The organism is Flavobacterium sp. LHD-80 (assembly GCF_030929605.1).
Lineage (GTDB): Bacteria > Bacteroidota > Bacteroidia > Flavobacteriales > Flavobacteriaceae > Flavobacterium.
In genome coordinates this window covers 197927-220016 of record NZ_JAVFVS010000001.1, presented here as the reverse complement: position 1 = coordinate 220016, position 22090 = coordinate 197927, and the positions used below count along the sequence as shown (strand labels likewise).

The following is a 22090-nucleotide window of genomic DNA, read 5'->3' as shown; positions in this document are numbered from 1 at the left end:
TTAGGAATGCAAAAAAATTATCGATTTAAATAAAGACGTCCCTGTTGTGGAGGTCTATTGTCTTTATTAAAATTGAGAATATAAAAATAAACTCCATTAGGTGCTACGCCGTGGCTAAGTCCTTGCGTTTCGTAATTTATACCGTCCCATCCTGGTTTATTTTTATAACTTCTATACATTCCATTCCCATATCTGTTGAAAATTTCAAGTGTATAATCCGGATACAAAAAGTCAATATCTGGAATGACAAAAGTGTCATTTATACCATCACCATTTGGAGAAAATCCGTCTGGAACAAAGAATGTATCTGGTATAGTATTACAATCTGTTAAATCAGCTATAACAGGAAGACTTTCAGAAGAAAGACAATCAGTTGTTGTATCAAAATCAAATCCATAATATGTAATATTCTCGCGTAAAATAGTAGTTGACGAAAGAACATTTCCATTCTTAGGAGCATCATACCATACAACAGACGAAGGCACATTTGTTTTATTTGATAAGTCAGAAATTGTAGGGTTATTTATTCCGCAAAACTTGGCCTGATCTGCCAAGACTGGTGCAGGACTATCTTTTAAAATAACTTTAATCATTGTTGGTGCCGAAGTACATGACAAAGTAGTTTCTGTAACATAATAGGTTTCTTCTTTAAGAACATATGTATTCGCAAGCGGCGTTGCTAAAGTTGGCGAATTGTACCATTTGAATTGTGGTCCGCTAGGTGCTAAATTTCCAATAATTGCTCCTTCCGACTTACAAAAAGTCTGATCAGTTGACACAGGAGCTGCAGGAATTGGATTTATCGAAAAATTTGCCGATACTGTAGTTACTGGACTGTCACAACCTGTAATATTGTTTTTTACATTTTCAATTTTGATTGTTGTTGAACCTGTATTTGCAAGTAAAGTTGCAGGAATAGCAAAACTTGCATTTCCGCTTACCGGCAACAAGGCGATTGTCTGTATCGGCGCTACATTGCTATTTGAAAGAGAATAAGATAATGTAACATCTGTTAAAGTTCCTAGACCAGAAACTGAAGCTGTCACAACTGACCCAAAACAGACCGGTGCTACTTGCACTCTTAAATTTGATATATTAGGCAAAGGGTTTACTACAATATCGCCTGGCACATTGGATGAATTTGTACAACCAGAAACCCCATGAGTGATTTTAACAATTTTAATAGTTCCATTTCCGCTTTGTGCATTTAAAATAGCTGGAATATAAAAAAATGCATTTCCTCCGGAAAAAGTTGCGGACGCAGTTTGAGATGAAGCATTATTAACACCTGAAATACTATACACAATATCATAAACTCCGTCTACTATTTTTACAGCATCTGTAATTTTAACTTCGGCAATTGCATTTTGACAGGTATTTACAGGTGTTATTTTTGCACCTGCTAAATCTGGAATTGGAAATATATTTACAGCTTTTGAAAGATTGTTTATAATGTTTCTACAAGCTCTTGCACTATTTGTTCCGTAAATATCGTTAATTGTTACGCTATAACTTCCAACTTGCTGAAAATAATCTGATTTTAAAGGGAAGACTGCAACACCATTAATAAAATTTACCGGTAAAGTTTCACTTCCTCCGTTCACACCAGAAACATTAAATGAAACATAATAATCCCCATTTGGAATGGCAGCTGGTCCTTTTGTAATAGTTGCTGTATATGTTGCCGTAGGTATTGCTGTTTCACATATATTGTTATCCGCAATTTTAAGTTCTGCCCCGGTAAAATCAAGTTTTTCTTCCAATATGATTGCAATAGTCGTCTGCGCATCCGGACATATTGGATTTTTAGATTTTACTGTATATCTATAGTAAAAATTGCCTTTTCCTAGATTTGTATAAATTCTCTGAACATTTACAAAATGATCACCCACATATGTCAACTCGCCAGTATTACTAACTTCTGTCCATGTTCCACCAGGGTCTTGATTGGAAAGTAAATTATTCAAGTCATAATTAGTATAGGCTGTTAAACCATCGCTGGCACACAATCGTAAATTATCATTACTACCAGATCTTGGTGCTTTAAAAACAGTTACAAAAGCTGTTGATGACATTGCAGGACATGTTCCAATCGCTGGCATTGTATAGGTAAACTGATAAGTTCCCTCCATGTCTGTAACATTTATAATAGCATTAACATTTTGATTTGTAGTATCATTATGCCATTGTCCGTTTGATTGTGGGCTAACATCTACTCCATTAAAGGCAGAAAAAAGACTAAACTCACCGATTGCACTACATACAGAAACATTTGGAGAAGTGACACCAGAATACCCTCCAATAGTTACTGTAACAGTTGCTGTATTATCAGGGCAAAGTCCAATTCCTTCAACAGTGTACAGATATCTAAAAGTACCACTTCGGCGAATTAATTGTGCATTTAAAATTCCTGTATCTAGATCTAAACCTCCTGAGCTATCAACATCTGTCCAAACACCTCCCGAAAGAGGAGAGCCTGTAAGCTGTGCATATAAATCAATTGATTTACTGCTTGCCGCCGGAATATCACAAACTGTTAATGCTCCGTCCTCACCAGCGCATTGCGCATAAATTTTATTTGGAATTGCAGATAAAAAAATAAAAAAAAGAATGATTCGGAGAAAACTAATGTATTTTTTGACCATAAAATTATATTTGGCTAAACATTATAATTAGAAGCACTATGCAAACAATTTAACAATTATTTTATCACAAAAGTGTACTTACGTTTCAAAAATAGTGATTCTATTGATTATCACACCAAAAAACTTTCTAAAATGTCCCTTTTTATAATTCGTCTTCAAGTCTAAATCTGAATTTCAGGATCAAGCTATTGCGCTCTACTTCAAGTGTTATCCAAACATCTTCCTCTGATTTTAAAAGACTATTTATTTGCTGTAAAGAATATTTGTAGGGCAATGCATTATTTATACTAACAATTATATCCCCTTTTTGCAGACCACATTTTTCAGCAGCAGATTTTTTACGAATATTCACAATTTCGTAAACAGGTTTTAATGAGAATTTATATTTAAAATTATCATCTTTTTTACCATCATAACTATTTACATCCGACATTGATGTAGCAACTTGCACGGTTTCTAAATGAACTGTTTCCTGAACCCACTGCAATCCGTTATGCTGCACCGTTATACCGCTTTTGTTGTAAGTAAAAGGTTCAGAAAATTTACTGTTTTTTTTAAGATACATTTTTTGATCAGCATAATCTAAAACAACAGTAAACCGCTTTAAAACCTCGCCTCCTATTGAGCCAATACGGCCAGGAACCATTTTTACATTCCGAATCGAACTTGAGTCTGGAAACGAAACAATTGGATTTTTAAAATCGAACTCATCGATTGAAAATTTAGCGATTTTTGCACGATGTCCCTCAATATCACCGCTAAAACCTTTTCCTAAAAAATCAGGAAAGTTTTTCTTAGGCAACTTGATTTTGTCATTTTCAAAAATCCAAAATGCATCGCTATTGCCAATATCAATAAGTAGTTTCGCAGGAATTTCAACACTATCTACCACCGCTTGTGTAGTAATGTAAGGCTTGGATCTTTCTATCGAAATTGGAATTTCTTTAAATTTTTTAGCAAGTTTCTCTTTTATCTCAGTGTTATTTTGATAAACATAAACCTTTTTCTTTGCGTAATTAACTTCGATCAAATTGTTTTTAAAAAACCGATATCCAATTATTCCGTTGACAGGAATTCCTATATGTGATGATAAATTAAAATTTTGATCCAGGATGATATAAACCAAATGATTACTGGATTTTATACCATGGGTTTCTAAAATATTATTCGTTGATTTTAGTCCTTCTATCTCTTCTTCACTACCTAATCCTCTCAGTTTAATTTTTACAACATTATTAAAACTGACTTTCTTTTGTTCTTCCATACTAAACAAGATCGTTTCTTCGACACCAGAATCCAATAAGAAATTCAGTTCAATTCCGTTTACTTTTATCGGAATAAAAACTAAATTATTAATCAATTTAAACGGAATTGTGATCCTACTGCTGTGACCCTGTATCAAAAAATCATCTTGAGCCTGAATGTTAAAAGATATTAAAAGCCCAAAAAACAACATGAAATATTTTTTCATTGCTAATATTTTAATATAAAATTAATAAAAATATTGATAATTGTTACATTTCGATAACACCTCATAATGTTTACGTTAAATTCGAAAAAAAAATGCAAATTTGCACTTCAATAATTTATACTCATGCCAACAATTTCACACAAAGGCAGAAACATGCCTGAATCTCCGATACGCAAGCTGGCTCCTTTTGCAGATTTAGCAAAGAAAAAAGGACACAAAGTGTATCATTTAAACATTGGTCAACCGGATATCAAGACACCCGAAGTGGCCATCGAGGCGGTAAAAAATATTGATTTAACTCTTATAGAATACAGTCCTTCAGCAGGATATGAAAGCTATAGAAAAAAATTAGCGAAATTTTACCAGCGTCAAAATGTAAACGTTAACTCAGAAGACATCATTGTAACAACTGGTGGCTCTGAAGCCTTACTATTTGCGCTGGCCACAATTACAGATCCTGGAGACGAAATTATTATTCCAGAACCTTTTTACGCTAATTATCACGCATTTGCATCTTCAACAAGTGCAACGGTAGTGCCTCTTGTTTCAACTATTGAAACCGCTTTTGCATTGCCAAGCATCGAAGAAGTCGAAAAACTGATTACTCCAAAAACAAAAGCAATTTTAATTTGCAATCCGGGTAATCCAACCGGATATTTATATTCTGAAGCAGAAATTAAACAGCTGGCAAGTTTGATCAAAAAGCACGACTTGTATTTAATTGCTGATGAAGTTTATCGCGAATTTTTATATGATGGAGATGATGTTCATTTTTCTGTAATGAATCTTGAAGATGTACAGCAAAATGTCATCATGGTTGATTCTGTTTCAAAACGTTACAGTATGTGTGGCGCAAGAATTGGCTGTTTGGTAACCAAAAACAAAGAAGTTTTAGCAACAGTTATGAAATTTGCTCAGGCACGTTTAAGTCCGCCAACAATTGAACAGATTGCCTGCGAAGCTGCAATTGACACTCCTCAAAGTTATTTTGACGAAGTTATTGCAGAGTACAAAGAACGTCGCAATACTTTAATTTCAGAATTAAACAAAATTGAAGGCGTTATTGTAACCAAACCAAAAGGTGCTTTTTATTGCATTGCTCAATTGCCAATTGCTGATTCTGATGATTTTGCACAATGGCTTTTAGAAAGCTACAATTTAAACGGAGAAACCGTTATGATTGCTCCAGCAAAAGGATTTTATTCGACTCCTGGAATGGGCTTGAACCAAGTTCGAATTGCTTATGTTTTGAACAAAAAAGATCTAATTACAGCAGTAAACATCTTAAAAGAAGCACTTTTGGCTTATAATAAAAGATAAAAAAACATATTAGAATTCTAAAATCTGTTTTAGCTTAAATGTTAAAACAGATTTTTTTTGCTTCCTGTTTTTCCAAAAATAACTTGAAAAACAAACTTCATATCATTAAGTTCTTAGTAACTTAGCTTCTGGTTTAAAGACTTTTAACATGAAAAAGTTAATTGTAATAGCATTTCTATTTTTGATAACGACATCTGCTAACAGCAATGATGTAAAAAATGATCTCAAAAACGAAGGCATTGAATATTATCGAAAAGAAATCAACCGTTCTTTTTCATTATTAAAAAAGAAAAAGAAATTAATAGACTTAGAACTCCCTAACAATGAAAAAGCACAAATTCTTTCTATTGCTTTTCCCGAAATCCTACGATATGACTCTTATTCAGATTATTTAGAAACTTCTTCAAACAGAATTTTATATGTAAACAATGGAAAGGAGGCATCTGATTTTTCAACAGGCTATTTTCAAATGAAACCTTCATTTTTAGAAAATCTAGAAAACTATGTAGCTAATACCGAAAGTCTGAAACCCTATAATTGGATTCTTATTCAAAACAAAAACGAAAAAGAAGCCCGAAAAGAAAGAATAAGCCGTTCGGAAAAATTTCAATGGCAATTGCGATATCTCAAAGTGTTCTGGTTTATTGCTGAATATAAATATCAAAATATTGATTTTAAAAGTAGTGAAGAAAAAATTAGATTTTACGCAACAGCCTATAATTACGGATTTACAAAACCTGACAGTGAAATAACAAAATATCAATCTGCAAAAAAATTCCCTTCAGGAGAAAATACAGAAGCCCATAAATTTGCATTCGCAGATTTTTCGATTGATTTTATAAAGACCTACTCCGTTTTCTTTAAATAATAACGCAGACAAACAAAACTTGAATCAAACAACATTAATTTAAACTATATCTAAAAAGGAACGATTAAATAGTAAAAACGATAGAAAAGGTTTGCTTTTTATTAATTATCTTTACCGCCTTAAAAAGATATACCCATTATAATAGTAGTTTTTAATGATAAATAACGAAGATTTTTTAGACGAAATTGGTGACAGTCATTTCAGCAGTAATGCAAAAAACCCTCTAAGAGCGGACGCTTTTGACATAACTGATGAAGAAAAAATAGAAAAAATTAAAAAAGATGTTGAAAACATTCTGCAGACGCTTGGAATGGATTTGACAGATGACAGCATAAAAGGTACTCCAAACCGAGTTGCTAAAATGTTTGTAAAAGAAATTTTTGGAGGTCTAAATCCTGCAAAACAGCCAAAAGCTTCAACTTTTGACAATAATTACAAATATGGCGAAATGTTGGTAGAGAAAAATATCACTGTTTATTCTACTTGCGAACACCATTTACTGCCAATTATCGGGCGTGCTCACGTTGCTTATATTTCAAGCGGAAGAGTTATTGGCTTATCAAAAATGAACCGTATTGTTGAATATTATGCAAAAAGACCTCAAGTCCAGGAGCGTTTAACAATGCAAATTGTTCAAGAACTTCAAAAAGCTTTAGGAACTGAAGATGTTGCTTGCGTTATTGACGCAAAACACCTTTGTGTAAACTCAAGAGGAATTAAAGATATCGAAAGCAGCACAGTAACATCTGAATTCGGCGGAAAATTCAAAGACCCTCAAACAAAAAGAGAATTTCTTGATTATATTAAACTAGAAACTCAGTTTTAAATATATGGTTAATCGTTTATTTGTTTAATCGTTTAATCGAAAACAAATAAACGATTAAACCCAAAAAACATGTACGTTTTCTCGTTTGAAAAATTAGAAGTTTGGCAAAATGCAAGAATTTTTATTTTAGAAATTTATAAATTAACTACTGCATTTCCTTCTAACGAATTGTTCGGAATGACTTCTCAAATAAAAAGAAGTTCTTCCTCAATTGCAACAAACATTGCCGAGGGAACGTCAAGAAATTCAAATAAAGACAAGGCTAATTTTTTAACGATTTCATATTCATCACCAATGGAAACATTAAATCATTTAATTCTTTCAAAAGATTTAAAATATATTTCCGAGCAAGAATATGCTCAATGTCGCGAAAAACTTGAAAAAATCTGCAATCAGATAAATAATCTAAAAAAATATTATCTTTCACAAGAATAAACCCGTTCATAACGATTAAACAAATTAACGATTAAACGGTTAAACATTAATTTTATGCCTTTATATACAACGCAACCTTTAAAAATATACAATTCACTATCAGGTGAAAAAGAAAATTTCAAACCAATCCATGAAGGAAATGTTGGAATGTATGTTTGCGGACCAACGGTTTATAGCAATGTGCATTTAGGAAATGTCAGAACTTTTATGTCTTTTGACGTAATCTTCAGATACTTTTTACATCTGGATTACAAAGTTCGTTACGTTCGTAATATTACCGATGTTGGTCATATTGTGGATGATGTTGACGAAGGTGAAGATAAAATTGCTAAAAAAGCACGTTTAGAGCAATTAGAACCAATGGAAGTTGTACAGCGCTATACTGTCGATTTTCATGATATTCTAAAAGCCTTCAACTTTTTGCCTCCAAGCATCGAGCCAACAGCAACTGGGCATATTATTGAGCAAATCGAAATCATCAAAAAAATTATTGACAAAGGAATTGGTTATGTTGCCAATGGATCAGTTTATTTTGATGTTGTAAAATACAACGAAACAAACAATTACGGCATTTTAAGCGGACGAAACATCGAAGATATGCTTGCTAATACTCGTGATCTTGACGGACAGTCTGACAAAAGAAATCCGCAAGATTTTGCACTTTGGAAAAAAGCAGAACCTGAGCATATCATGAGATGGCCTTCACCTTGGAGCGATGGTTTTCCAGGTTGGCACTTAGAATGTACTGCAATGAGTACAAAGTATTTAGGGAATCATTTTGATATTCATGGTGGCGGAATGGACTTAAAATTCCCACATCACGAATGTGAAATTGCTCAAAACGAAGCCTGCACAGGACAATCTCCAGTAAATTACTGGATGCACGCCAATATGCTTACTTTAAACGGAAAGAAAATGGCAAAATCTACTGGAAACAATATTTTGCCAGGCGAAATTTTAAGTGGAGACAACACTATTTTAAGCAAAGCATTTTCTGCATCAGTAACAAGATTCTTCATGCTTCAGGCACATTACAGAAGCATTCTAGACTTTTCTGATGATGCTATTACAGCTGCCGAAAAAGGATACAAAAGATTAATGGAAGCGCTTGATTCGTTGCCAACAATTACAGCTGGCAAGTCAAGTTCTATTGATTTTAGCGCATGGAAGCAATTGTGTTATGATGCAATGAACGACGACTTCAATACTCCAATTTTAATTGCTCATTTATTCGAAGGCGTTCGTTATATCAATTTATTAAAAGACGGAAAAGAAACAATTTCTGCCGAAGACCTAAAAACTTTCACAACAGCAATTAATGCTTTTGTTTTTGACGTACTTGGGTTAAACGATGAAAAAGGAACCGATAGCAATAACGATAAACTAGAAGGCGTTGTAAACATGCTTATCGGAATGAGAAATCAAGCCAGAGCTGACAAAAACTTTGCTCTTTCTGACCAAATTCGTGATCAATTGATTGCTTTAGGAATTCAGCTAAAAGACGGAAAAGACGGAACCAGTTTCTCTATCTAAGACAAAAAAATCTAATAAATCATGAAAGCCATAACGCCATTTGTTTTATTAGTTCGCTTCTATCAAACTGCTATTTCGCCGTTTACACCAGCGTCATGTCGCTTTGAACCAACATGTTCAAGCTACATGATTGAAGCACTGCAAAAACACGGACTATTTTATGGCGGCTACTTAGGAATGAAACGTATTTTAAGCTGTCATCCGTGGGGAAGAACCGGCTACGACCCCGTTCCAGAAAAGAAATGTTCACATAAACATTAACTTTTTATAAAGAGGAACTCTGCTTTAAATATTTATTTTTACAATTAATAAAAACACAATATTACATGACACACGCCTTAAACTTGGTTTGGAATCCTTCTGAAGGAATAGATCTTGGATTTTTTATGATTCGTTATTACAGTTTAATGTTCGTAATTGCTTTTGGCTTAGGATGGTTCCTAATGAAAAAGATTTTCGAACGCGAAAACGAATCGCTTGACAAACTAGATTCTTTATTTGTTTGGACCGTTTTAGCCACTTTAGCAGGCGCACGTTTAGGACATGTTTTCTTTTATGATTGGGAATATTTCAGAAACCATTTACTTGAAATTTTCTTGCCTTTCCGTTTTGAACCAAAATTTGAATTCACAGGATTTCAAGGATTAGCAAGTCACGGAGCAGCAATTTCAATCATTGTGGCAATGTACTTTTACAGTAAAAATGTTTTAAGACGTCCATTATTATGGATTTTAGACCGTGTGGTTATTCCGGTTGCGAGCGGTGCAATTTTTGTTCGTTTTGGAAATTTTTTCAATTCTGAAATTATCGGAAACGAAACAACATCTGCTTTCGGAATTCGTTTTTTACACGATACATTCAGCAAAAATGATGCTATACAAAAAACTAGAATTGCTGACCCCAAAGAGGCTTACAGCGCAATCGCACACGATCCAAAATTTGCTGATTTACTAGCTCAAGTTCCTGCAAAACATCCAACACAATTATACGAAGCATTCTGCTACATTTTTGTCTTTGCTATTTTATACTTCCTATACTGGAAAACAAACGCAAGACTTAAATCTGGATTATTATTCGGATTATTTTTAGTTCTTTTATTCGTTGTGCGTTTCATTGTTGAATTTGTAAAAGAAAGCCAAGGCGGTTTTGAAAACGAATTAGGCATTTTCTCAACCGGACAATGGCTAAGCATACCTTTTATCATTATCGGGCTTTTCTTTATCATTAGAGCACAAAGAAATCCTTTAGCAACATCATAAATTACATTTTAAAAATACAGAAACGCCCAATATTAATTATTGGGCGTTTTTTTTTGAATAAACTGCAACAAACTTGAAGTCTATAAGTTTGATCAGCAGACTTAAGTCTGCAAAGTTGAAAAGCGCAATTCTAACCACAAATTGTACAAATTCTCGCAAATTAATTTGTGGGAATTTGTACAATTTGCAGTTAAAAATTTTAGAAGCTGACAGCAAAATAAATTAAAGCAGATCGTTTTAACTATTTCTGAGACTAATAACAAAACTGGTATTCATCATGATTTATTGAAGCAGAAATATATTATTTCACAACAAGCGCAGTCCCGCTGTCCGCTATATCTTTTTCCCGCTAAAGAAGCAGGAAAAAGGATACCGCTCCCATCGGGGCTAGACTAGAACTTTTTGTTTTCAAGAGACGCTCTAGTAAGACTGTTTAAAAAACATTTAATCTTCTTTTATGCAAAAAGACTAAAGAAGAATCACAGTACAAAAAGATTTATTCTTTAGCTATAACTCTCCAAAATATAAAATCAATTAAAACAAAAAAAGATCCAGTTTTCACTGGATCTTTTTTCTATATAAACTAAGGTTTTAATTAAGCCTTGTTATGTTTGTCTTCGATTGTATGTTTATCATCTTTAGAGATCGTGTCAACCAATACTGGTGTTGCGATAAATAATGAAGAATAAGTTCCTACAACGATACCAATTAACATAGCAAAGATAAATCCTCTAATTGACTCTCCACCAAAAATAAACATTGTCAATAATACAATGATCATCATTAATGACGTATTCAACGTTCTAGATAATGTAGTATTAATAGAAGCATTTACGATATCTTCAAAGCTTCCTTTACGGTTTCCAATGATAAACTCTCTAATTCTATCAAATACAATTACAGTATCGTTCATAGAGTAACCAATTACCGTAAGGATTGCAGCGATAAAGTGCTGGTCCATTTCCATGTGGAAAGGCATGAATTTATAGCATAATGAATAAATTCCTAATACAAAGATAACGTCGTGAGCAACAGCCGCAATCGCACCTAATGAATATTGCCATTTACGGAAAGAAATCATTAAGTATAAGAAAATAACCGCCATAGCACCAAGAACTGCCCAGTAAGAGTTAGTTTTGATATCTTCAGAGATAGAAGCTCCAACTTTAGACGCTTGTAAAACCCCTACTTTTTTACCATCAAATGAGTTGATGAATTTATCATAAGTAGTATTTGGGTAATACTTTTGTAAAGCTTGATATAATTTTTGGTTTACTTCCTCATCGATAGCAACACCGTCTTCTTTAATTTTGTATTTAGTTGTAATTTTCAACTGATCATCATCACCTAAAACTTTAGCCTCAACTGGAGTTCCAAAAGCAGCAGATAATTCATCTGAAATTACTGTAGCATCAACTGGTTTTTCAAATTTAACTTGGAAAGTTCTACCTCCAACAAAATCAACACCTTCATCTAATCCGTTAACGAAGAAGATAGAAACTAAACTTACTACAACTACAATAGAAGAGAAGATATAAGTGAATTTTTTGATTTTGATAAAGTCAAAGTGGAAATTAGTAAACCAATTTTTAGTAATGTTTGTAGAGAAAGTTAAATCACCTTTTCCAGCAATATTTCTGTCAATAAAAATTCTAGCAATAAAAATTGATGTAAACAATGAAGTTACGATACCAATTAATAATGTCAAAGCAAAACCTTTAATTGGTCCTGTTCCAAAGATAAACAAGATTGCTCCAGTTAAAACGTGTGTTACGTTAGCATCGATAATTGAACGCATTGCACCGTGCCATCCGTAAGAAGTTACAACAGCTTCAGATAATGATTTACCTTCACGTAATTCCTCTTTTGCTCTTTCAAATATAATAATGTTCGCATCTACCGCAGTACCTAATGTTAATACGATACCAGCAATACCAGGCAACGTTAATACGAAACCAAAACTTGCCATAATTCCGAACAAGAAAAGTAAGTTTAATAATAAAGCAAGGTTAGCATACCAACCAGCTTTACCATAATAGAATACCATCCATAAACAAACTAATAAGAATCCTAATACAGATGAGATAGTTCCAGCATCAATTGCAGCTTGACCTAAAGATGGTCCAACAACAGTAGATTGAATAATATCTGCAGAAGCTGGTAATTTACCTGCGTTTAATACGTTTGCTAAATCTTTAGTTTCAGCTACGTCAAAAGAACCTGTAATTTCAGATCTTCCTCCAGCGATTGGTCCGCTAGTAACTCCAGGAGCAGAATAAACGATATCATCTAAAACAATAGCAATATAACCTTTTTGAGAGAATGCTCTTCCTGTTAATTCTTCCCAAACTTTAGCACCTTGGCTGTTCATTTGCATAGAAACAGCTGGTTTTCCTAATTGGTCAAAAGTATCTTTTGCATCAGTAACAACACCACCGCTCATCGCAGGAGTATTATCTCTGTTTCCTTTTAAAGCATATAATTCAACTGCTTCAACATCTTTTCCTTTAGCATCTTTTAATGTAGTTGGCTTGCTCCAAACAAATTTAGCATTGTGTTGGTCAGCACCCAATAAAACTCTGATATCTGCTCTTTTGAAATAAGCATTAACAGTTGCAGTATCTTTAGGAGCAAAATATCCTAAAACTGGTCCACCACCTTGACCAATCATTTTGTCAAATAATGGATTGTTTCCTTTTTTAGTATCAACAGAATCTTTAGCATCTGTCAATAAAGCATTCAATGAATCTTTAGCAACAGCTTTAGTTTCAGTTTTTTTGATTTCAGTCTTTTTCAAAGCCTCATTAGAAGCTACTAAGAAGTTTCCGATTTCTTCAATTTTAAAAGTTTCCCAAAACTCTAATTGAGCTTTTCCTCCTAATAATTTTTTGATTCTATCAACATCTTTAGCACCTGGAAGCTCAACTAAGATTCTTCCTGTTTCTCCTAATTTTTGGATATTTGGTTGTGTTACACCAAATTTGTCGATACGCTCTCTTAATACTTTGTAAGCACTTTCAACAGATTCGTCAACTTTTCTTTTAATAACTTTTTGAGCTTGCGCGTCGGTCATTTGAAAATCAATTCCGCCTTCTCCTTGTAAACTTCTGTTTGCAAAAATATCTGGCGAAGCCAATTTCACAGTTCCATTTGAATTTGCTTCAAAAGCTTCGAAGAACTTACTTAAATACGTTTTGTTTCCTTCTAAATTTGCAGTTGCATCAGCTAATGATTTATTAAATACTGGATTTTTAGAATTATTTGATAAACCTTTTAAAACGTCTTTAATAGAAATTTGAAGAATCACGTTGATTCCTCCTTCTAAGTCAAGACCTTTGTTTAGCTGCTTGTTTTTTACTTCATTGTAAGTAAAATCAGTAAAACCAAGATCAAATACTTTCTCTTTACCAATAGAATCTAAATATTTAAGCTCTTTATCAGGATTATCTCCTGCAAAAGCTTTAGCCTCACCTTTGACATTATTTGCCACAAAAGTGAATGAAAGTTGGTAAATACTTACCAATGCAAATAGAATTGCGAAAAATTTAATAAGTCCTTTATTCTGCATTATTACTAAAAATTAATTATGTTTTATTGTTTGTTTTTGGTTCTAAATTCCCTAAAAATAAGCCCTGACATGAGATTTTAAAACTAAAAAATCGAGATCACGAATTACAACATTTTTTTTAAACCGAGCAAATATATAATTCTCGAAATGATTAAGCAATTTATTTATTAATTAATCTCAAAAAAAAGACTGCAAAAGTGCAGCCTTTTCTTTTTTTTACTGTTTTTATTATACTAAAATCGACTTTAGAGCATCATTCATGTTACGAACTGCATCTGCGCTTTTCGAAAACAATGTCTTTTCTGAGTCATTTAAATCAATATCTACAATTTCTTCAACACCATTTTTACCAATTATACACGGTACTCCAATACAAATATCGCTTTGTCCATATTCTCCTTCAACAAAAACAGAACAAGCAATCATTTTTTTCTGATCATTCAAAATACTATCAACTAAATATGCCACAGACGCTCCCGGAGCATACCAAGCTGATGTTCCTAGCAAACCAGTAAGAGTCGCTCCTCCTACCATTGTATCAGCTGCCACTTTTTGAAGCACTTCCTCTGAAAGAAATTGCGACACAGGTATTCCATTATAAGATGCTAAACGTGTTAATGGGATCATAGTGGTATCACCATGTCCTCCAATCACCATCGCAGAAATATCATTTGCAGGTTTATCCAACGCCAAAGAAAGATAAGTTCTAAAACGTGAGCTGTCTAAAGCTCCTCCCATACCTATTATTCTGTTTTTTGGCAAACCTGTCGATTTTAAAGCTAAATAAGTCATTGTGTCCATCGGATTAGAAACAACAACAATTATAGTATCAGGAGAATATTTAAGTACGTTTTCAGCAACCGTTTTTACAATTCCTGCATTTATACCTATTAATTCTTCTCTTGTCATTCCTGGTTTTCTTGGAATTCCTGATGTAATTACTACTACATCACTTCCGGCAGTTTTAGAATAATCGTTGGTAACGCCCGAAACTTTGGTGTTAAAACCTGTGTTTGTGGCACATTGCATAATATCCAACGCTTTACCTTCGGCAAAACCTTCTTTAATATCCAACAGCACTACTTCGCTAGCAATTCCTCTATAAGAAATAACATCTGCACATGTAGCTCCAACATTTCCTGCTCCTACAATGGTAACTTTCATATTTTATACTTTATCGGTTATTAATTTGTCTATTCCTTAAACAGACAATTCGTTTAATTGTCTAGTAAATTTAAACAATTAAACGAATTGGAATTATTAATTTTTCATTTTATGCGTCAATATTTGCGTAAACCGCATTTTTCTCGATAAATTCTCTACGAGGCGGTACTTCGTCACCCATTAACATAGAGAAAACACGGTCAGCTTCAGCAAGACTGTCAATAGTTACCTGACGTAAAGTTCTGAAGTTCGGATCCATTGTCGTTTCCCACAACTGCTCCGCATTCATCTCTCCAAGACCTTTATAACGTTGAATGTTTGCACTTCCACCCATTCTTTCGTTAGCCTGATCACGTTGTACATCGTTCCAAGCATATTCTTTTTTGTTTCCTTTTTTCACCATATACAAAGGTGGCGCAGCGATATACACGTGCCCTTCTTCAATAAGCTCTTTCATGAAACGGAAAAAGAACGTTAATATTAAGGTAGAAATGTGACTACCATCGACATCGGCATCACACATGATGATTACTTTGTGATATCTTAGTTTTTCAATATTAAGTGCTTTACTATCTTCTGCAGTACCAACTGTTACTCCTAAAGCAGTAAAGATATTTCTGATCTCTTCGTTTTCGAATACTTTATGATGCATCGCTTTTTCAACGTTCAAGATCTTACCACGTAAAGGTAAAATTGCTTGAAAGTTACGGTCACGACCTTGTTTTGCAGTTCCACCTGCCGAATCTCCCTCGACTAAGTAAACCTCACATCTAGCTGGATCTTGCTCTGAACAATCTGATAATTTTCCTGGCAATCCACCACCGCCCATAACGGTTTTACGTTGTACCATTTCACGTGCTTTTTTTGCAGCGTGACGTGCTTGTGCAGCTAAGATTACTTTTTGGATAATAATACGAGCATCATTTGGATTTTCTTCCAAATAATTTTCCAACATTTCTCCAACAGCCTGAGAAACTGGAGAAACTACTTCTCTATTTCCAAGTTTTGTTTTTGTCTGACCTTCAAACTGAGGCTCAGCTACTTTTACAGAAATAATTGCTGTTAAACCTTCACGGAAATCATCCCCAGAGATTTCAAACTTTAATTTATCCAACATTCCAGAAGCATCGGCATATTTTTTAAGCGTTCTTGTCAAACCACTTCTAAAACCTTGTAAATGCGTTCCTCCTTCGTGTGTATTAATATTGTTTACGTAAGAAAAAATATTTTCTGTATAACTTGTATTGTAAATCAAAGCAACTTCAACTGGAATTTCACCTTTTTCGTGATCCATGCTGATAACATGAGAAATGATAGGCTCACGGTTACCATCTAAATAACGGATGTATTCTTTTAATCCTTCATCAGAATGGAAAACTTCGCTTTTAAATTCACCTTTTTCATCAACTTCTCTTTTATCTGTAAACGTGATTGTGATTCCTTTATTTAAGAAAGAAAGCTCACGCATACGAGCAGATAAAGTATCGTATGAGAATTCTGTAGTTTGTGTAAAGATGGTATTATCAGGATAAAATGTCTGACGTGTACCTCTTTTCTCCGTTTCACCGATTTGTTTTACCGGATATAATGATTTTCCTCTTTCGTATTCTTGTTCGTAAATTTTACCATCTCTAAAAACAGTAGATTTCATATGAACCGAAAGTGCATTTACAACAGAAACCCCAACACCGTGAAGTCCTCCGGAAACTTTATAAGAATCTTTATCAAATTTACCTCCTGCACCAATTTTAGTCATTACAACCTCAAGTGCAGAAACGCCTTCTTTTTTATGTAAATCTACAGGAATACCACGACCGTTGTCCTCAACAGTAATCGAACCGTCTTCATTTATAGCAACTCCAATTGTATCGCAATGACCTCCCATTGCCTCATCAATAGAGTTGTCAACTACTTCATAAACCAAATGATGAAGCCCTCGAACCCCCACATCTCCAATATACATCGATGGACGCATTCTTACGTGCTCCATTCCTTCTAATGCCTGAATACTATCTGCTGAATAATTGTTCTTCTTGATTTCTTCGCTCATATAATTTATCCTAAAAAATGTAATTATTGTCTAACACGCAAATATATAAAAACGCAAATTATATATCCGTTAAAATACCATTTAAAGCGCTTAAGTTATTAACATATTGTCAAAAAAAGCCAATAAAAAAAAGTACATTCCATTTTAAATTCCAATTATTTTATCCCGATGCTTCGGGATAAAATAATTGGAATTTCTTCTCTTTTATTATTTTTTGTTAAAATCTCCAGCATAAACTGAACTCATTTTATCCAGAGAAAGATACTTTTTCAAAACACTGTTTACTTCTTCCACTTTCAGTGCTTTTACTTTAGCTTCAAGCTGATCATAATCTTCCAAAGGAATTCCGTACTGCAAATACGTATTTGATAATTCCATTAAAGTATTATCAACTCCTAATCTTGTTTTTCTTTCATTTTGCCAGCTTACTAAATTTGATTTCAATTCTTCAGCAGTAAATCCGTCTTTTAAAGCTTTTGCAATTTCCTCTTTTGCAGCAGTTTCAACAGCATTCTTTTTCGTCGGATTTAAAAATGCATAATACGACCAAGCCGCAACATCACTAGTAATTGGCACATCAATAAAAGAACCAGCACCGTAGCTTATACCTTCTTTTTCTCTCAATCGCATTGGGATTCTAGCACTTAAAAAACCACCGCTCCCTAAAATTTCATTTGCCATGATAAATGCAGGATAATCAGCACTTTTTCGATCCATTTTAAAGCTTATTCTTCCCAGAGCAACAGCATTTTCCTTATCTGGCGTGATAATATCTTTGTCTTGTTTTTGTGTTTCAAAATAAGTTGGTTTCGCAAGTTCGTATTTCGATTTAGAATTCCATTTTCCAAATGTACTTTCTAAAATCTCTCCAGTTGTTTTTGCATCTAAATCACCAACAACACTTCCAACACCATTATTTCCTCCTAATATATTCGTATAAAAATCAACGATTTCTGACTGTTTTATCTTTTTAAAAGCATCTATTTGCTCTTGAATAGTTGGTGTATAAAAAATGCTTTCTTTTGAGTAGTTTGTAGTCTGTCTTGAAACTGCTGTAAAAGCAACAGATTGCGGATCATTTAAACTAGATTCCAAATACGTATTGTACTCGCTAATTGTTTTAGTTAATTCATTTTCTGGGAAAGTCGAATTAGTCAGTAAATCTGCTAAAATCCCCATTACTTCTTTAAAATTTTCTTTGTAAGTACTAACGCTAACCGATAAAGTTTGTCTCGAAAAATTAAAATTAACAGAAGATTTCAATTTATCTAAACGATCCTGAATTTGCTCTTTCGTCTGTGTTTTTGTTCCTGTTTTTAATAATTGCGCAAGAATTCCGCCAACATCACTTTTACCAGCTAAATCTTTCTCATTACTTACCGGAAATTTAAAACTAGCCTGAACTTTTCCTCCTTTAATTTCTTTTTTGATTAGGCCATATTTTATTCCATTCGATAATTTTCCTTCAACATAATTCTGTTTTAGGTTTTTGATCGAAGCTTCAAACGGAGCTGCTTCTTTCTCTAAAGCTTTTCCTTTATAATCTTTAGTAAAAGCAATTAACTGCTCATCTGTCAATTCATTTGTTTTTACGCGCACTTCATCTTTAGAAGGGATAAACACACCAACAGTTCTGTTATTTGCTCTAAAATATTTCTCAGCAACTCTTTGTATATCCTCTTTAGTCAATTTCTCAATTGCATCTCGATACAAAAATCCTAATCTGTAGTCTCCAGCTCCAATAATTTCAGTCATATTTATAGCATAAGAAATCGTGTTATTTTTAACCGCTTCAATTTGCTTGATGATTTTTGCCTGAGCTCTACTTACGTCTTGATCTGTATATTTTGTTGTTGCAATTTTATCAAGTTCAGCTCTAACAATTTCTTTGGTTTCTTTAACATCTTTGTCATTAGGAACCGATACACCAAAATAAATATAACTAGCATCTCTCACTGTAGGTTGCCAAAAATAAACATTTGATGCTTTTTGAGTTTCAATTAAAGATTTATACAAATATCCCGATGGATCTGCAGTCAAGATTTCGCCTAATGCATCAATCGCCGCATAATCTTTATCCGCGTAAGATGCTGTATGGTACAAAGCGCCAACATTTTTGCTGTCTCCTGCTCTTTTAAGCTCTACGTATTTTTCACCATCTTGTGCTGGCTCAATTGTATAGGTTTTATCCAAAACTCTTTTTGGTCTCGGAATTGCTCCAAAATACTGCCCCACATATTGCAATGCTTTTTGCTCATCAAATTTACCCGCCACAATAACAGTTGCATTATCTGGCTGATAGTATTTTTCATAGAAAACACGAAGCGTATTTGCTCTTACTCGCTCAATATCTTCCTTGCTTCCAATTGTACTGTTTCCGTAATTATGCCACAAGTAAGCAGTTGAAAGAATGCGCTCTTGCAAAACTCCGTCTGGATTATTTTCTCCAATTTCAAACTCATTTCTTACCACTGAAAATTCTTTATCAAGATCGGTTTGTAAAATAGTCGCGTTTACCATTCTGTCCGCTTCCATTTCCAAACTCCATTTTAAATTTTCATCATTTGAGGGAAAAACTTCGTAGTAGTTTGTTCGGTCCATCCAAGTTGTTCCGTTCGCATTTCCTCCTTTATCCGAAAGCATTTTTTTAATATCTCCTAGATTTTTGGTACTTTTAAAAAGCATGTGTTCTAGCAAATGCGCCATTCCCTTCTCTCCATAACCTTCATTTCTAGAACCTACATTATAAACAATATTGACTACCATGTTGCTTTGTGAAGCATCTGGAATCAAAAGAACTTTTAATCCATTTTTTAAAGAATATTCTTTGACACCTTCGACATTGGTAATAAATTTAGGTGTCTCTTTAGGCGCTACCTTTTTTTGCGCACAAACTGGACTCAACGAAAATAATGAGCAGCATAAAATTCCGCTTAGTAATAGGTTTTTCATAGATTGTTAAATGGTTTGAATTTATATTATTCTTGGTAACCAAATATAATATTTTTCTTAAACAGAAACCCCTTATTAACTTACTTTTAATATTTTACGGCATTCCGTAAATATTAAAAATTGAGAATAAAAAAAACCGAAACCACATTTAAAATGCGGTCTCGGTTTTTTATAATGTATAGTTTTTGAAAAACTTTATTTAAAATTCAATTTAGGATTTAGAAAGCTCAACGCCAGGTGCTTTTACGTGTGCAGCATTTGCTCTTCCACTTGGATCAAGATTATCCTGCCATTTCGGAATCCATTTACGTACTGTTTGTGCAGCACTTACTTGCGGATAATATTTATGAAAAATACTTCTGTACAAATAGGCTTCTTTAGTTGTTGGAGAATTGTATGGGAATTCTGCACTTGCACCAGCCAGTTGTTCATCTGTTATTTGCGAAGCACAATATTCAATTAATTCATCAACCCATTTGTAACCTACTCCATCTGAAAACTGCTCTTTCTGACGCCATAAAACTTCTGTCGGCAAATAAGGATCTTCTGGAGTATCAAATGCTTTTCTTAAAATATATTTTTCGATGCCATCATACGTTTTTGGCTGTTTTTCTTCTGGTTTAATTCGGATGGCAACATCTAAAAATGATGTATCCAAAAATGGAACTCTAGCCTCTAAACCATGCGCCATTGTTGTTTTATCAACACGAAGCAAATCTGCCGTAAACAACTTTTGAACTCTTTCAATAGTTTCATCCTGAAATGCTTCTGTGGAAGGAGCATTTCTAAAATATAAATGTCCGCCAAAAATCTCATCGGCACCTTCACCTGAAAGAATAACTTTTATTCCTGCATCGGCAATTGCTTTAGACAACAAATACATTGGTACGCCAGATCGTACTGAAATAATATCATACGTTTCAATATGATAAATTACTTGTTCCAATACTTTGACACCTTCTTCAACAGAAAAATGAACTTCATGATGTTCCGTTCCTAAAAATGTTGCCGCTTTTCTTGCCGCAATATTATCAGGTGCATCAGCATTTAAACCGATAGAAAATGTATGCAGTTTTTCTCCGTTTTCTTTTAAAAGTCTTGAAGTAATAGACGAAATCAAAGAGGTATCTAGACCTCCAGACAATACAGCTCCTAACGGAACATTGCTTAGTAAACGCTTGCGAGTTGCCTCAATTAAACTCTCACGAATTAAGGCTAAATCTAGGTTTTCTATCGCTTTTTTATGATCCTCGCATTCTGGCTGATAATATTTCACAAAACCAGTTTTTGCAGTATAATAATGTCCTGGAGGAAAAGTTGAAAACGATTTGCATTGATCTGCAATTGATTTCATTTCAGACGAAAAATAGATTCTTCCTCTTTCATCTAATCCGTAATACAATGGTTTTACACCAATTGGATCTCTTCCTGCGATATAATCATCTCCATCGATTATAACGAAAGCAAAATCTCCATCAAGCTTATTACAGAAATTGTATCCAAATTCTTCATACAAATGAACAATCACTTCCGAATCAGAATTGGTTCTGAACGTATGTTCTTTTAAAATTGTATTTTTTAATTCTTGGTAATTGTAGATTTCACCATCATGAATCATCCACGCTCTATTTGTTCCTTGAATAGGCTGTTTGCCCGTATTTAAGTCAACAATTGATAAGCTTTCGTGGCAAAGCACACTTCCGTTATCCATAATGTGCAAGTCACTCTCATCTGGTCCGCGATGAGACATTCTTGCTGAAAGATCTTGTACAAGTTTAGGGTCTTTTCCTTTGCCTATTACGGCCAATAATCCAGACATACTCTAATTTTTTTTACTTATTATTTTCTTCAAACTCACTCTATGAAGCCAATTAGCTGCAAAAACGATTATACTTTATAATCTGCAGCAAAACTAAATATTATTTTCTGCTTTTCCTTAATAATCCTATTATAATATCAGGCATTTAACTTTATTTCAACGAATGCCAAATATAAAAAA

At 33.7% G+C, this 22090-nt stretch carries 14 protein-coding genes; 7 read left to right on the top strand and 7 right to left on the bottom strand.

Translation table 11 applies throughout. The features are described from left to right. Positions 1-17: 17 nt before the first annotated feature. Both RB619_RS00930 and RB619_RS00925 read right to left on the bottom strand, forming a co-directional pair. Positions 18-2645, bottom strand: coding sequence for a gliding motility-associated C-terminal domain-containing protein (locus RB619_RS00930; RefSeq protein ID WP_308092954.1), 2628 nt, complete (start codon positions 2643-2645; stop codon positions 18-20). 142 nt (positions 2646-2787) lie between these two features. After that, a complete protein-coding gene (locus RB619_RS00925; RefSeq protein WP_308092952.1) occupies positions 2788-4116 on the bottom strand; it encodes a PDZ domain-containing protein in 1329 nt (442 codons plus the stop codon). A gap of 123 nt (positions 4117-4239) precedes the next feature. Here RB619_RS00925 and RB619_RS00920 point away from each other — a divergent pair, with 123 nt between their 5' ends. The 7 genes from RB619_RS00920 to lgt all read left to right on the top strand — a co-directional run bounded on the left by RB619_RS00920 (position 4240) and on the right by lgt (position 10357). After that, the gene (locus RB619_RS00920) at positions 4240-5436 is read left to right on the top strand and encodes a pyridoxal phosphate-dependent aminotransferase (protein WP_308092947.1); all 1197 of its coding nucleotides are present in this window, start codon (positions 4240-4242) and stop codon (positions 5434-5436) included. Between the two features lie 148 nt (positions 5437-5584). Further along, positions 5585-6304 (top strand): hypothetical protein, encoded by a 720-nt coding sequence (locus RB619_RS00915; protein ID WP_308092945.1) that lies wholly within the window; start codon positions 5585-5587, stop codon positions 6302-6304. Positions 6305-6458: 154 nt separating this feature from the next. Continuing rightward, positions 6459-7130: a GTP cyclohydrolase I FolE gene (gene folE, locus RB619_RS00910; RefSeq protein ID WP_133525116.1), complete on the top strand. Its 672-nt coding sequence runs from the start codon at positions 6459-6461 to the stop codon at positions 7128-7130. A gap of 69 nt (positions 7131-7199) precedes the next feature. Continuing rightward, a complete protein-coding gene (locus RB619_RS00905) occupies positions 7200-7565 on the top strand; it encodes a four helix bundle protein (RefSeq protein ID WP_308092941.1) in 366 nt (121 codons plus the stop codon). Positions 7566-7619: 54 nt separating this feature from the next. Continuing rightward, positions 7620-9098, top strand: coding sequence for a cysteine--tRNA ligase (gene cysS, locus RB619_RS00900; protein ID WP_308092938.1), 1479 nt, complete (start codon positions 7620-7622; stop codon positions 9096-9098). Positions 9099-9119: 21 nt separating this feature from the next. Continuing rightward, positions 9120-9359 (top strand): membrane protein insertion efficiency factor YidD, encoded by a 240-nt coding sequence (gene yidD, locus RB619_RS00895; protein ID WP_035649040.1) that lies wholly within the window; start codon positions 9120-9122, stop codon positions 9357-9359. 65 nt (positions 9360-9424) lie between these two features. Then, positions 9425-10357, top strand: coding sequence for a prolipoprotein diacylglyceryl transferase (gene lgt, locus RB619_RS00890; protein ID WP_308092935.1), 933 nt, complete (start codon positions 9425-9427; stop codon positions 10355-10357). A 595-nt stretch (positions 10358-10952) separates the two neighbouring features. Here lgt and secDF read toward each other — a convergent pair. From secDF to asnB, 5 genes are all read right to left on the bottom strand, one after another. Continuing rightward, positions 10953-13925 carry a protein translocase subunit SecDF gene (gene secDF, locus RB619_RS00885; RefSeq protein WP_308092934.1) on the bottom strand — a complete coding sequence of 991 codons (2973 nt, stop codon included), beginning with the start codon at positions 13923-13925 and terminating at the stop codon, positions 10953-10955. Between the two features lie 228 nt (positions 13926-14153). Beyond that, positions 14154-15089 carry a malate dehydrogenase gene (gene mdh / locus RB619_RS00880; protein WP_308092933.1) on the bottom strand — a complete coding sequence of 312 codons (936 nt, stop codon included), beginning with the start codon at positions 15087-15089 and terminating at the stop codon, positions 14154-14156. 109 nt (positions 15090-15198) lie between these two features. After that, a complete protein-coding gene (gene gyrB / locus RB619_RS00875) occupies positions 15199-17139 on the bottom strand; it encodes a DNA topoisomerase (ATP-hydrolyzing) subunit B (RefSeq protein ID WP_308092932.1) in 1941 nt (646 codons plus the stop codon). 207 nt (positions 17140-17346) lie between these two features. After that, positions 17347-20091, bottom strand: coding sequence for a pitrilysin family protein (locus RB619_RS00870; protein WP_308092930.1), 2745 nt, complete (start codon positions 20089-20091; stop codon positions 17347-17349). Between the two features lie 211 nt (positions 20092-20302). Next, the gene (gene asnB, locus RB619_RS00865; protein ID WP_308092927.1) at positions 20303-21910 is read right to left on the bottom strand and encodes an asparagine synthase B; all 1608 of its coding nucleotides are present in this window, start codon (positions 21908-21910) and stop codon (positions 20303-20305) included. Between the last annotated feature and the right edge of the window lie 180 nt (positions 21911-22090).

Bases quoted from the DNA above. Each gene is read 5' to 3' on its own strand.
- yidD (WP_035649040.1), top strand. From the start codon at position 9,120: ATGAAAGCCATAACGCCATTTGTTTTATTAGTTCGCTTCTATCAAACT.
- lgt (WP_308092935.1), top strand. From the start codon at position 9,425: ATGACACACGCCTTAAACTTGGTTTGGAATCCTTCTGAAGGAATAGAT.
- folE (WP_133525116.1), top strand. From the start codon at position 6,459: ATGATAAATAACGAAGATTTTTTAGACGAAATTGGTGACAGTCATTTC.
- RB619_RS00925 (WP_308092952.1), bottom strand. From the start codon at position 4,116: ATGAAAAAATATTTCATGTTGTTTTTTGGGCTTTTAATATCTTTTAAC.
- secDF (WP_308092934.1), bottom strand. From the start codon at position 13,925: ATGCAGAATAAAGGACTTATTAAATTTTTCGCAATTCTATTTGCATTG.
- RB619_RS00930 (WP_308092954.1), bottom strand. From the start codon at position 2,645: ATGGTCAAAAAATACATTAGTTTTCTCCGAATCATTCTTTTTTTTATT.
- gyrB (WP_308092932.1), bottom strand. From the start codon at position 17,139: ATGAGCGAAGAAATCAAGAAGAACAATTATTCAGCAGATAGTATTCAG.
- asnB (WP_308092927.1), bottom strand. From the start codon at position 21,910: ATGTCTGGATTATTGGCCGTAATAGGCAAAGGAAAAGACCCTAAACTT.
- RB619_RS00870 (WP_308092930.1), bottom strand. From the start codon at position 20,091: ATGAAAAACCTATTACTAAGCGGAATTTTATGCTGCTCATTATTTTCG.
- RB619_RS00905 (WP_308092941.1), top strand. From the start codon at position 7,200: ATGTACGTTTTCTCGTTTGAAAAATTAGAAGTTTGGCAAAATGCAAGA.
- cysS (WP_308092938.1), top strand. From the start codon at position 7,620: ATGCCTTTATATACAACGCAACCTTTAAAAATATACAATTCACTATCA.
- RB619_RS00915 (WP_308092945.1), top strand. From the start codon at position 5,585: ATGAAAAAGTTAATTGTAATAGCATTTCTATTTTTGATAACGACATCT.
- RB619_RS00920 (WP_308092947.1), top strand. From the start codon at position 4,240: ATGCCAACAATTTCACACAAAGGCAGAAACATGCCTGAATCTCCGATA.
- mdh (WP_308092933.1), bottom strand. From the start codon at position 15,089: ATGAAAGTTACCATTGTAGGAGCAGGAAATGTTGGAGCTACATGTGCA.